The sequence below is a fragment of the Thioclava sp. 'Guangxiensis' genome (assembly GCF_045348365.1).
Classification (GTDB): Bacteria; Pseudomonadota; Alphaproteobacteria; order Rhodobacterales; family Rhodobacteraceae; genus Thioclava; species Thioclava kandeliae.
The window spans coordinates 784850-797500 of record NZ_CP155823.1 but is presented as its reverse complement, the minus strand read 5'-3'; the positions used below and the strand labels follow the sequence as shown (position 1 = coordinate 797500).

The window sequence follows — 12651 nt, the reverse complement described above, 5'->3', positions numbered from 1 at the left end:
AACCTCATCTTCCGAATGTCTATCGCTTCAACCGCCCCAAACCGTCTCTCTCGATCCCGTCTGCCGCGGCCTCCGCGCCCCGCTGCGTCGTCTGCCGCTGCGGTGAAGCGGTATTTACGGACAACACCCAAACACCGCAACCCCTTTTTCAACGAAAATCATAAATTCATACAAAAATTCAAATAACATACTGATATGTATATAGTTATTTCGATCAGTTTTATGACACAGCCACCATCCTGACACACCCGCCACACCGACACACCGGAATCACCACCTAAGACAATGCCCCCCAGAGGCCCGGTTCACGTCATCTCCGTCTTGAAACCGCAAAACATGAACGCCAATCATAAACCCACCACCATCCGGAACAGACATCGATCACATGACATCTCCTGCCGTTGCGCTCCGCCGCCCGCTTCTTTGCGATATTTCTGCCCGTGCGACGCTCGGCATCTCGGAGGAGATCAGCCGGATGGCGGGCGCGTCGGTCCGCAGCCGCGCGGAACTCACTGCCGGAGAGGCCGAAGCCTGGTTCCACCGCCTCCAGCTCCAGCCCCATGGACAGGTGATCCTCCTCGGCGGCGAACTTGTCGGCGAGATCCGCTTCGACACGCTTAATCCCCATGACCGCCGCGGGCGGATGGCTATGGAGCTCTACCATCCCCGCCATATGGGCCGTGGCATTGGACGGCAAGCACTCCGCCTTTTTCTGGATCACGCCTTCGGGACGCAGGGGCTGCACCGGATCGACCTGCGGGTGCTGCCCTTCAATACACGCGCCATCCGTTGCTACGAAGCCTGCGGTTTCCGGTATGAGGGCACCGAACGGGAATCGGCCCTGATCGACGGGCAATGGCATGATGACCATATCATGGCGCTTCTCGAACAGGAGTATCGCGCCCACGCCGCTGACCGAAAGACATGAAAAAGGGGGCACGCGCCCCCTCTTCCCTCCAGTCTTTAATTCAGCCCTCAGCGTGGCAGGCGGCCCAGCTCCTGTATCTCGAGGGCGTGCGTCTCCCGCATCAGCAGCGTCGCCACGGTCGCGATGAGCCCGGTGACGGAGGCCATGATGGCCACGGGGACCCAGTTATCGAGATGCGGCCCCGCCAGCATGGTCGCGATGGTCGGAGCGAAACCGCCAAGCGCGAAACCGAATTGCGTCCCGATTGCCGTGCCCGACATGCGCACCCGCGTCTCGAACTGTTCGGAGAACATCGCATAGGCCGAGCCGGAATAGGCCGCGTAGATCACGCCCGACATCAGGATCCCACTGGCAAAGATCATCGGCACATCACGCTGTGCGATCGACCACAGGAACGGCCAGATCAGCGCCGCAGAGCCCAATGTCCCAAGGATGAAAACCGGACGCCGTCCGATACGGTCGGCCAGACGCGCCCAGAGCGGGATCGCGACGATGGCAACAATATTGGCCAGCACGATCACCCAGAGCATCGTCGAACGCTCGACCCCCATGGTCTGCACCGCGAAATTGAGGCCATAGATGGCCGAAAGGGTGGAGGTGATCGAGGCGAAAGCGGCGAAGAGCACCTTGAGCACATCCGGCAGATAGCCCAGACGGATCAGCACCCGCAGCGGGTTTTCCGTCTTTCCGCTCCCGGTCTGCCGGTCCTCGAACACTTCCGGCTCGGGCACGGCGCGACGGATCCACCATGCGATGGCCATCACGACGACGCTCAGCAGGAACGGCACCCGCCAGCCCCAGCTGAACAGCGCCTCTTCGGGCAGCGCCGAGATCGGCAGGAACACTGCCACCGCGAGCACCTGACCCGCCTGCGTCCCCGCCATTGTCGAACTGGAGAAGAAGGCACGGCGTCCATGCGGCGCATGCTCGAGCGTCATGGAGCTCGCCCCTGCCCCTTCGCCCGCGACCGCAAGCCCCTGACACAGGCGCAGGAAGACCAGAGCTACCGGCGCCCAGCCACCCACCTGTTCATAGGTCGGCAGCAGCCCGATAAGGAACGTGCAGACCCCCATCCCCATGAGCGTCAGCAGCATGACCGTCTTACGCCCGAAGACATCGCCGATATAGCCCATCATGAACGACCCGAGCGGGCGGGCGATATAGGCGATGGCGAATGTTGCCAGCGACAGGATCGTGGCCAGCGCGGGATCATCGGACGCAAAGATGATATGGTTGAACACCAGTGCCGCCGCACTGCCATAAATGAAGAAGTCATAATATTCGAGCGCTGATCCGATCCATGCCGCGACTGCGGATTTTCGGGAATTGGCGGATGTGGGCGCGGGCGCCTCTACCTCTATATTGGTTGTTGTATCCATTCTCTCCTCCTTGGACCTGTGGCGGATGTGCCTGCACAGTGCCGGGCGGGTCGGTCAGCTCCGCGCATATTCCTATCGGCCACCCGTCACAACCGCCTCCGACGCAAGTGACGGCAGCGGTTCGCGGTCAAAGCTGCGAATTACCCCAGAACAGCTGTAATGCAGTGTCGCGCAGCACCTGGCGACGCGCCGTTTCATCGGGGAAATAGCGTTCCACCAAGGGCCGCAGGGGGCCGTAATCCACCCGCTCCGGCACCCGCAGGAACGGCCAGTCCGACCCCCAGACGCAGCGCTCCGGCCCGAAGGCCGCGATCAGTGCCCCGATGAACGGATCAGCAGCTTCAAACGGCCATGGAAACGGCGCAAACTTATGTTGGCCCGAGATCTTGATGGCAGTCCGTTCGCGCGCGGCCAACCCCAGAAGGGCCCTGAACGCTGGCGCATCGAGCCCCGCATCCAGATCGGGGCGACCGCAATGATCGATCACCACCTGCGCGGGGCTTGCCGCGATGATCGGCAGCGCATCGAAAATACCCTCGCCCGCAAACTGGATATCGAGCACCATATCGAGATCGGCCAGACGGCTGGCCATGGCGCACCATGCGGGCACATCCACCGGCCCCATCGCCATCATGCAGGCCACGCCCGCCACGCCTTGCGCCTTAAGCACGGCGAGATCCTCGCTCGACATATCGGGCGATACCATCGCAATTCCGCGCCAGAGCCCGCCCGATTGCGCGATCGCCTCCAGCAGCGCGCTATTATCGGTGAAATAGCCCGAAGTGGGCTGCACCAGAAGCGCGCGTTCGACACCATGGGCCGCAAAGACCGCGCGCAATTGCGCAAGCGTGCCGACCTCGGCACCTTCGGGATGATAGGGCGCCTGCGGATGATAGGGAAAACGCGCGGGGTCAAGAATATGCAGATGGCAGTCGATCAATCCGGCCTCAGGCATCAACCCTGGCCCCCAGCACCGCCATCGCACGCAGGACGCATAGCTCGTAGCCCTGAATGCCGAAGCCCGCAATTACGCCATCGGCACGCTGGCTGATGAAGGAATGATGGCGGAAGCTCTCGCGCTGGTGGATATTCGATATATGACATTCTAGGACCAGACCCTCGAAGGCATTGAGGGCGTCGAGAATGCCCACCGAGCTGTGGCTATAGGCGCCGGGATTGATGACAATGGCCTCCGATACCCCGCGCGCCTCATGGATCGCATCGATCAGCGCGCCTTCATGGTTCGACTGCAAGAACCCGATCCGCGCGCCAGCGGTCTGCGCCAATGCGGTGCAATTCGCCTCGATATCGGCAAGTGTGTCATGGCCGTAATATTCCGGCTGGCGCATGCCCAACAGATTGAGATTGGGCCCGTTGAGCACCTGAATATGAATTGCCTTGGGCATAATACCTCCTTCGCCGGTTATCCGGCGGGAGAAGCTCTCGCGGCGGGTTTCCCCGTCTACAGCCCTGCTCCTCCCAATGATCCGCCGCGTCGCGGCGCACCCTCCTCGATCTGTAAGCGCCCTCCAGCGCCACGTTCTTCCCGTCCCGAAAGAGCCCGTTCCTCTTTCGGGCAACCCAGCTATATTTGGCACATCTCGGGCATACAAATACCGAATGCCCCCGAGATCATAACCCACAAGTTATATTTAATTCAGCCTAGCCGAGAGACATTCGGAGCATCCTGCAAGCGAAGGATTGATTTGATTGTAAAGTTTTAAGAGCTTGTCCAATATGCAGAGGGAACAGGCTTGCCAATATATGACTGGAATTCACAGTTAAGTGAGACAAACGGTCTATCTAACGGCAAAGGCCCCGCGCTGGAAAAGCGTGGAGCCTCCATAACCATGAGGAATGGGGCTCAGCCAGAGACGCGCAAAGCGGTCCGACCATTGTCACGGTCATATTTCGCGACCTGCTCGGGGTCGAGATCGACACCGAGCCCCTTGCCCTGCGGCAGATGGATCATGAAATCCTTATACTCGATCGGCGTCTGCAGGATCTCGTCGGTCAGCAGAAGCGGCCCGAACAGTTCCGTCCCCCAGCGCATCTGCTCGACGGTCGAGAAGAGCTGCATGGCCGCGGCGGTCGAGACCCCCGCTTCGAGCATGGTGCCCCCGTAAAGCGCGATGCCGGCAGCCTGCGCGATGGACATCACCTCGGAGGCGCGCAACAGCCCGCCCGATTGTCCGATCTTGATCGCGAAGACATCGGCCGCCCCTGCCCGCGCGACACGCATGGCATCAAGCGGCCCTTGCAGCACCTCGTCGGCCATGATCGCCACCTCGAAGCCCTCGGTCAGCTTTGCCATTCCCTCGACATCCGTCATCCGCAGCGGTTGTTCGATAAGTGTCACACCAGCCTCCTGCAGGGCACGGCAGCCATAGCGGGCGTCTTGCAGGCTCCATGCCTGATTGACATCGACACGCACCTCGCCACGGTCGCCCACCGCTCTGGCAATGGCCGCGACATGGGCCACGTCCCCTGCCACGTCGCGCTTGCCGATCTTCAGTTTGAAGATCCGGTGGCGGCGGGTTGCCAGCATTTCCTCGGCCTCGGCGATATCCATCTCGCTATTGCCCGAAGCAAGCGTCCACGCGCAGGGAAGCGCCTTGTGCTGCGCACCACCCAGCATCTCGTGCACCGCCATATCACGCCTGCGCGCGAACCCGTCCCACAGCGCCATCTCCAGCGCGCAATGGGCGATCGGGTTTCCCTTGGCAACCTTTTCCATCAGGACCCGCGCCGCATTCAGGTTGTCGGCATCGAGCCCGATCAGCGCGGGTGCCAGATAGGTATCGATGGCCGAGCGGATGCTTTCGGGGCTTTCGGCGCAATAGTTCAACCCGCCGATCGTCGTCCCCTCGCCAATGCCCACAGACCCGTCGGAGAACCGCATCTCGACCAGCACAAGCGCCTGCGAGAGCATGGTCGTGACCGACAGCACATGGCCGCGGATGGTCGGAATATCCAGAATGCGGGTGGTGATCTTGTCGATCGTTACCATCAAGCCTCTCCTTATTGCGCAGGCACCGGCTGGCGCATTTTGGCCAGACCCTCGACAAAGAACGGACGGAAGCCATCGGGATGTTCGGACATCGGGAAATGGCCGACCTCGGGCATGACGGCAAGCGTCGCACCCTTGATAGCAGCGGCGGTGCGCTTGGCATCTTCGGGGGTGCAGGTCAGATCATAGGCACCGACAATGATATGCACCGGTGTCCTCTCGGTATCGATATCCTTCAACCGCCCGATCAGACTGTCATCCCTGGTGTAGAAGCTCAGATCGCCACGGAACACGCCCGGCCCCGATTGCTGGAACATCCAGAGCGTATTCCAGCGCTCGTTGAGCGGTGCGAAGGGGCTGATATTGGTCGAGACCAGCGCAGCTCCCATCTCGCCACCATGCGCATCGGGGCGGTGGAACCAGTCGATATCATACCATGCCGGCTGGAAATCCGAGGCTTCAATGGCGATGAAGCCCGCGAAGGTATCGGCATGGAGCGCCGCCAGCTGCAAAGCGATCCGCCCGCCCATCGAGGTGCCCGCCAACACGGGCCGCTCCAGCCCCAAGGCTTCGACGACCTTGAGAATGGTCTCGATATAGGCTTCCGTCGTAAGAAGATATTCCTCGGTCTGGAAGCCTTCGGGCGGCAGCGATTTACCATGCCACGGCATGTCAAACGCGATAATGCGGTGATCGCGTGTGATCTCGGCATCATTCATGATATGGCGCCATTGGCGGGTGTCCGCGCCCGCCGTGTGTAGACAGAGCACGGGCACCCCCTTCCCTGCCTCTTCGAAATAGATCCGGCGGTTAGTCCCGTCCGAGAGTGTGACCGTCACATAACGGCCAGTGATGGCTTCGATACTCATAGCTTTATTCCCTCGGTGGGGCGCGGTAGCGCCATGAATTCCTTGAAGAACCGCAGATTCTTTACCAGCGCCAGAATATCGCCGGTGATCCGGCCACGACCGATCTTCACCAGACCGAAAATATCGTGGAATCCGGGCGCAGGGCGGGCCTTCCAGAATTCATCCAGCGCCGCGCGATCGGTGCTGAACGCGAAGCGATAGGGGATTTTCTTCGAGGGCCCCGGCTGGATCTTGACCAAAGAGCCCTTCTCGAAGCTCAGGTAGAACTCCTCGCCTTCCACCTCTAGCAGGACGGTTTCCGAAAACAGTGCGCCCAAGCGCATCAGATGGGGGCTGGCGTTGTGCCGCCGCGCCATATCTTGCAGAGTCTCTATCATATCCCCTCCTCGAAAGTGCTTGGGCCACAGGTTCGGGGATAACGGGACAGCGGACAATACCGGCGGGGGTATCGACTGATACCGCGACATCGAGGCAACCACCACACTTGAAGATCGGCCATAGGGGCCTAAAACTGGCCACCCTACCAATGCCCATAAGAGTAAGGACAGGCTCCATGTCCCCCGAAGAGAAAAAGACCCGCGAGGATCTGGCCGCCTGTTACCGGCTGGCCGCCAAGCACCGGCTGACTGACCATATCTATACCCATATCACCGCCCGTGTGCCGGACGAGGAAGGGCATTTCCTGATCAACCCCTATGGCTGGCTCTGGGAAGAGATCACCGCCTCCTCGCTGGTGAAGATCGACACCGAGGGCAACAAGGTCGATGGCAGCCCGCACCGGGTCAATCCGGCGGGGTTCACCATCCATTCGGCGGTGCATATGAACCGCCATGATGCCGCATGGATCATGCATACCCATACCCGCGCAGGCGTCGCAGTGTCCTGCATGGAAGAGGGGCTGATGCCGCTCAACCAGATCTCGCTGCAATTCCACAACCGTATCGCCTATCATGATTTCGAGGGCATTGCGCTGGATCTGGCGGAACGTGAGCGGATCGTGCAGGATTTCGGCACCCATCCGGTTCTGGTGCTGCGCAATCACGGGCTGATCGCTACGGGGCGCTCGGCCGCCGAGATGTTCTCCAACATGTTTTATCTCGAGCGCGCCTGCGAGATCCAGATCGCGGCCACCTCGTCGGGGCGCCCGTTGCGCCTCATCGATGATGCGATGGCCGATCACGTCTATCAGCAGACCGTGCAGATGCTGGAGGATGACGGTGATCTGACCCTTGAATGGGACGCCCATCTGCGCTCGATCCAGGGCAAGGGCACGGATTACCGCCTCTAAGGCGCGCACCCTGACGGGAGAGATCGCAATGCACTACCGGAGCTGGCTCACGCAGGAACTGTCCCTGACTTACCCTATCCTTATGGGCGGCATGATGGGACTGGGCCGCGCCGAACTGGTGGCGGCAGACCTGCCGAATTGCTGGAGCTCCTGAAACCTGCGGGAGTTAAGGTCTTACATAAGGTGCCCACCACACGCCATGCGCTCTCGGCCGCGCGCATGGGGGCGGACGCCGTCATTCTGATCGGTGCCGAGGCCACCGGCCATCCGGGCACCGAGCTTATGGGAAGGTTTGTCCAAACGGCCGCGGCACTCCGCGCTCTTCCGGTTGCCGTGATCATGGGCGGCGGCATAGGGCATGGAAGCCAAATACTTACCGCCCTCGCACTCGGCGCAGCGGGGGGTCTTGTCGGAACCCGCATGATGGCGGCGAGGGAATCCGTTCTGCATCCCGGGCTGAAGCAGCGCGTGATTGACAGCGACGGCAGCGACACACGGATCATCCACCGCATTTTCAATCACCACCGCCGAGTCATGATGAACGCCACGGTCGGTCGAATCCTTGAAAGGGAAGAGGCCGGGGGCAGTGAGTTCGAAGCCTACCGGCCCCTTGTTTCAGGACCAGCTGCACGAGAGGCGCAGAATGGTCTGCGCCACTTGGGCGGTCCGGTTTGAAAGTTAGTGCATCGTGGGCCTTTGATCTATGGGCACGATGCTTTCGGGCGCTGGTGGGCGATCGCCTTGGGAACTCTGCGGGCGCAGCGTGTTGTACTGCTGGCGCCAGCGTTCGATTAGGATCTGGGTCTCTCTTGAACCGAACAGAACACCTCCCCATCCAGCAGTTCGTCGTGAAGCCTGGCGTTGAAGCTCTGTTCATAGCCGTTTTTCCAAGGCGATCCCTGATAAATAGCAATCTTCGCAAATTGTCTCCTCATGGCGCGTCGGGCAGCTTGGCAGGACCAAGTTGGGGATAAAGGTCTCCCGGCCCGAGGTTGGTGACAAGGGTTTGACCTCCCATATGCGTCATGATGCCCCAGACCGCATTCAGCGCGGTCTGGACAGCACCTTCAACCCATGCGGGCGTCCAGCTGACACCGTCGCCGGCCAGAAACAGCCCGCGTTGGGCTTCGGGCATATGCTCCTGCATGAAATGGCCATAGATGCGGTGGTTATAGCGGTAATGACCGGGCAAAGCGCCCTTGAAAGCGCCGAGGAAGTTCTCGTCCGCCTCCCAGCTGACGCAGATCGGCGCGCCGCGGATATGGGAGGCGATATCGACATCGGGATAGATCTTGGCCAACGCCTTCAGCGCCAGATCCACCCGTTTTTCGGCCGGAAGCGGCAGCACCTTCAGCGCGTCGGTCATCCACGAATAGCTCAGACAGATCACGGCGGGCTTATCCGGCCCGTTATCGAAGAAATAGGTGCCACGGGTATGACGGTCGGTCAGGGTCATCGACATGACGGGCCTGCCCGTCGCATCTGTATCGTTCCAGAAGGGACGGTCCACCATAACGAAGGTCTTGGCCGCCTGCATATAGCGGGTGCGGTCGAGCGCCATCCATAGCTTCTGGTCAAAGAGGCTCTCCTCGACCTCGATCGCGGTGGTCAGAAGATGGGTCTGGCAAGTGCTGAGCACCGCAGCATAAAGCGTCTCATTGCCCCATTGATCTCGCAGCAGGATGTCCTTGCCCGCCCGCGACAGCGCGGTCACGCGCGAGCGGGTCGCGCCGCCATTAAGCGAGGATAGCGAGGTGCCCTCCGGCCAATGCGCGCATTCAGGCGTGGCCCGCCAGAGCCTGTGCAATAGCTGCTCGACCCCACCTACCACATAACGCTGGTGGTCATCGAGCTCCAGAAGGTTCACCCGCAAGATCTCCAGCATCGAATTGGGGAAATCGCTATCCCAGCCACCAGTGCCGAAACCCACCTGCCCGAACATCTCGCGATGGCGGAAATCAAGCGCGCGGAAGGCTTCGGAATGGGTGACGAAATCATAGAAGGTGCGCTCGTCCCATTGCGCAACCAGCGGATCCCAGAGCGCCTTGATCGCGGCGGTATCGCGCTGTCGCACGGCCTCTTGCAGGGCCTTGAAATCCGACTGGTCTTCCAGCGCCTTGGTATAGGCCTGCGCGATCTCGCGGTAGATCTGTGGCAGATCGTCGAGGGAGCGCGCAAAATGCGTCTCGCCTTCAAGATCGATCACGGTCGAACCGGCAGCATCGGTCAGCGGGTTCGGGAAGGGGGCGGTTTCGCACCCCATGAGGTCCAGATAATGGTAGAAAGCGCGCGAGGAGACCGGAAAGCGCATCCCGCCCAGTTCGGCCACCACACCATCGCTGCCCTCGAAGACCTGCGAGCGGAGCCGCCCGCCGAATTGCGCGGACTCATAGATCACCGGTTTCAGGCCCAGTTTCATCAGCTCATAGGCTGCGATGATCCCCGCAGCGCCTGCGCCGATCACGGCGACTTCCGCGCCAAGGCTTGCCTCGGGCAGGCTGCCCAGCCCTGCGGGATGGCTGATCCAGCTGTCATAGGCAAAGGGGAAATCGGGTCCGAAAGCACTGAGGGTTTTCATGAAGATCTCCGTTCGGGTTTTAGCCGCCAAGGGAATAGACAAGGGCGATCAGGCAAGCCCCCATCGCGCCACAAACCAGCACAAACCGCAGGTTCCAGCGATGGGCCACATGCGCGGCCGAGACATTGCAGAACCGCGCGACGATCAGGTTCATCGCGCTGATCGGGTTGACGCAGATCGCCAGTGCCCAACCGATACACAGTGTCAGACCAAGCGCAAGCGGATGCGCCTGACCGAGCGCCGATGCACCGAAGATTTGCGCCGCCAGCACCACCATGATCGAATTTGGCAGATAGAGGGCGGCAGCCAGCGGGATCAGCACCAGCAGGATCAGCAGCGTGGGCAGGCTGGCAAAACCGGCGCCGGACAGAACCGCCCAAAGCGGGCTCGACTGGATCGCCAGCGACAGTGCCGCTCCGATGACATTGGCCGAAAGAAACAGCGCGCCCTCATTGCGCAGATCGCCAAGGGCACCCAGGGCCTGGGTAAAGCGCTGCGGTCCCGCCTCCGTCTCGAGCGCAAGCCAGAGAAATGCGAAACAGGGTAGCACAATCACCGCGCAAAGCGTGAAACTGAGGCCGCTGGTATGGTGCAGCGCGATAGAGGCCCCCAGAAGCGCTGCGGCAATAGCCAGAACAGCGGCTATGGCTCGCGGGTCTCGGGTGTCGGTGGAAGCGCCGCCCAAGCGCGCGGCTGCGGGCAGAAGCGGAAAGCGTGTGGTCACTGCCATCACAGCGACCGTAAAACAGAAGGCCAGACCGACAAGGGGCAGCGCAGGGACATTCGCCACCCCTGCGGTGACAATGGCAAAACCCAAGGACATGGGCGACCAAATCGACACCAGCGCCGCGCCGCGCATGGCGGCGATCACCATGGCCGCAGCCCCGTCCGCGTCCTTCTCGGACCGGCGCGTCAGATCGCCGATCATCGCGATAATACCCACGTTGAACATCAGCGCCATGAATTGCGCGCCCACCAGAAGCGCTCCATAGCGGCGCTTGGGCGGCACCGAAAGCAGCGTCCGCGCGGCGGCCTGCGTGATCGCGGCACGTTTGACAGGCTGGCGCAAAAGCCCCAGCACCATCATCAGCGCGGCGAAGCCCGTGCCTTGGATCACCGCCGTGTAAAGCGCAGGTGCCCGTTCTGGGGTAAGCAGGCTTACGCACAGCAAAGCCGCACCGGCAAGCCCTGCAAAGACCCGCGCCAGAGGCAGAAGCCGCCCCCATTGGGTGGCAATCCACAGCACGGCCAAGGCCCCCGAAAGCGCCTTGAGCTGCGACAACCCCAAGACCGCACCCGCAATTAGCGTGCCCAGAAGCCCCAGTTGCAGCCAGACCCCAAGCCCGAGGGTTGCAGGGCGCGCGATACTCATGGCCGGACCAGCCCCGCACAGGCTTTGGTGATGCGGGCCATGGCCTCGGTCAGCTCGGCCTCGGAGGTCGCATAGGAGATCCGGAAGTAGGGTGACAGGCCGAAGGCCGCACCGGGCACCATGGCGACATGGGCGGCTTCCAGAAGCCACGCACAAAAATCGCGGTCGCTTTTCAGCGTTTTGCCTTCGGGCGTGGTAGAGCCAAGCAGCCCTTCACAGCTGGCAAAGGCGTAGAAGGCGCCTTCGGGTTTGCGGCAGTAAAGCCCCTCGATCGCATTGATCGCATCAACCACCAGATCGCGGCGGGCGCGGAAGCTTGCGCAGCGTTCGGCTAAAAGGTCTTGCGGGCCGGTCAGTGCCTCGAGCGCCGCCGCCTGTGCGATAGAGCATGGGTTCGAGGTAGACTGGCTCTGCACCACGGTTATTGCACGGATCAGCGCCTCGGGGCCTGCGCCATAGCCCAACCGCCAGCCGGTCATCGCATAAGCTTTGGACACGCCATTCACGATCAGCGTGCGCGCCTTGATCGCGGGTGACAGGGCGGCGGGGCTGACAAAGGCGAAATCATCATAGACAATATGCTCGTAGATCTCGTCCGAGAGCAGCCAGACATGCGGATGACGTTCGAGCACTTCCAAGAGCTTCAGCGTCTCGTCCACGCTATAGGCGGCGCCTGTCGGATTGGAGGGCGAGTTCAGCATCAGCCAGCGGGTTTTGGGCGTGATTGCCGCCTCCAGCTGTTCGGGCGTCAGCTTGAAGCCAGTCTCGCCCGAGCATTGCACCGTCACCGGCACGCCGCCGCAGATATCGACCATCGCGGAATAGGTGGTCCAATAGGGCGTGGGGATCACCACCTCGTCGCCCGCATCGAGGGTTGCCATGAAGGCGTTGAAGATTACCTGCTTGGCGCCTGCGGTGGCGATCACCTCGGCGGGGCTGTAATCGAGCCCGTTCTCGCGTTTGAACTTTTGCGCGATGGCTGCACGCAGGGCGGGGGTGCCGGCAAGGGGGGTGTAGACCGTCTGGCCGGCAAGGGCCGCGCGATGGGCGGCCTCAATGACGTTGTCGGGCGTGGCGAAATCGGGCTCGCCCGCGCCCAGCACGATGACCGGATGGCCTTGGGCCTTCAGCTCGGAAGCCCTTGCGCCGATCTGAAGAATTTCCGAGACTTTCTGCGCGGCCAGCCGTTTGGCGGGGCGGAAGGTGGGTTCTGTATCAAGCATCGAG

13 protein-coding genes and 1 pseudogene are annotated in these 12651 nt (G+C 61.7%); 4 read left to right on the top strand and 10 right to left on the bottom strand.

Going from position 1 to position 12651, the window contains the following annotated elements:
• Positions 1-385: 385 nt before the first annotated feature.
• Entirely contained in the window at positions 386-928 is a 543-nt protein-coding gene (locus tag ABEB22_RS17190; RefSeq protein WP_349295535.1) for a GNAT family protein, read from the top strand.
• A 47-nt stretch (positions 929-975) separates the two neighbouring features.
• On the opposite strand, the gene ABEB22_RS17185 is transcribed toward ABEB22_RS17190, so the two are convergent.
• The 6 genes from ABEB22_RS17185 to ABEB22_RS17160 form a co-directional block, all read right to left on the bottom strand.
• Positions 976-2307: an MFS transporter gene (locus tag ABEB22_RS17185; protein WP_349295534.1), complete on the bottom strand. Its 1332-nt coding sequence runs from the start codon at positions 2305-2307 to the stop codon at positions 976-978.
• Positions 2308-2434: 127 nt separating this feature from the next.
• Complete coding sequence (locus ABEB22_RS17180; protein WP_339114695.1) at positions 2435-3262, bottom strand: amidohydrolase family protein; 828 nt, start codon at positions 3260-3262, stop codon at positions 2435-2437.
• Positions 3255-3713, bottom strand: coding sequence for a type II 3-dehydroquinate dehydratase (gene aroQ, locus ABEB22_RS17175; protein ID WP_349295533.1), 459 nt, complete (start codon positions 3711-3713; stop codon positions 3255-3257). The genes ABEB22_RS17180 and aroQ overlap by 8 nt, the downstream gene beginning before the upstream one ends.
• Before the next feature lie 458 nt (positions 3714-4171).
• Positions 4172-5317 (bottom strand): muconate/chloromuconate family cycloisomerase, encoded by a 1146-nt coding sequence (locus ABEB22_RS17170; RefSeq protein WP_339114697.1) that lies wholly within the window; start codon positions 5315-5317, stop codon positions 4172-4174.
• Positions 5318-5328: 11 nt separating this feature from the next.
• Positions 5329-6186, bottom strand: a complete 858-nt coding sequence (locus ABEB22_RS17165; protein ID WP_349295532.1) for an alpha/beta hydrolase — start codon at positions 6184-6186, stop codon at positions 5329-5331.
• On the bottom strand, positions 6183-6563 hold the full coding sequence (locus tag ABEB22_RS17160) for a hypothetical protein (protein WP_339114699.1): 381 nt from the start codon (positions 6561-6563) through the stop codon (positions 6183-6185). The genes ABEB22_RS17165 and ABEB22_RS17160 overlap by 4 nt, the downstream gene beginning before the upstream one ends.
• Before the next feature lie 176 nt (positions 6564-6739).
• On the opposite strand from ABEB22_RS17160, the gene ABEB22_RS17155 reads away from it, so the two are divergent.
• Genes ABEB22_RS17155 through ABEB22_RS17145 form a run of 3 tightly spaced genes read left to right on the top strand, consistent with a single transcriptional unit; the run spans position 6740 to position 8149 of the window.
• A complete protein-coding gene (locus ABEB22_RS17155; protein ID WP_349295531.1) occupies positions 6740-7474 on the top strand; it encodes a class II aldolase/adducin family protein in 735 nt (244 codons plus the stop codon).
• A 28-nt stretch (positions 7475-7502) separates the two neighbouring features.
• Positions 7503-7628 (top strand): hypothetical protein, encoded by a 126-nt coding sequence (locus tag ABEB22_RS17150; RefSeq protein WP_339114701.1) that lies wholly within the window; start codon positions 7503-7505, stop codon positions 7626-7628.
• 29 nt (positions 7629-7657) lie between these two features.
• The gene (locus tag ABEB22_RS17145; RefSeq protein WP_349295530.1) at positions 7658-8149 is read left to right on the top strand and encodes a nitronate monooxygenase; all 492 of its coding nucleotides are present in this window, start codon (positions 7658-7660) and stop codon (positions 8147-8149) included.
• Between the two features lie 42 nt (positions 8150-8191).
• Here ABEB22_RS17145 and ABEB22_RS17140 read toward each other — a convergent pair.
• The 4 genes and pseudogenes from ABEB22_RS17140 to ABEB22_RS17125 form a co-directional block, all read right to left on the bottom strand.
• Positions 8192-8382 (bottom strand): annotated as a pseudogene (locus tag ABEB22_RS17140) (transposase); the annotation flags it as partial.
• 23 nt (positions 8383-8405) lie between these two features.
• Positions 8406-10052, bottom strand: a complete 1647-nt coding sequence (locus tag ABEB22_RS17135) for an NAD(P)/FAD-dependent oxidoreductase (protein ID WP_349295529.1) — start codon at positions 10050-10052, stop codon at positions 8406-8408.
• A 19-nt stretch (positions 10053-10071) separates the two neighbouring features.
• Positions 10072-11424 carry a hypothetical protein gene (locus ABEB22_RS17130; RefSeq protein ID WP_339114704.1) on the bottom strand — a complete coding sequence of 451 codons (1353 nt, stop codon included), beginning with the start codon at positions 11422-11424 and terminating at the stop codon, positions 10072-10074.
• On the bottom strand, positions 11421-12647 hold the full coding sequence (locus ABEB22_RS17125; protein ID WP_349295528.1) for a pyridoxal phosphate-dependent aminotransferase: 1227 nt from the start codon (positions 12645-12647) through the stop codon (positions 11421-11423). Before ABEB22_RS17125 ends, ABEB22_RS17130 begins: the two co-directional genes overlap by 4 nt.
• Between the last annotated feature and the right edge of the window lie 4 nt (positions 12648-12651).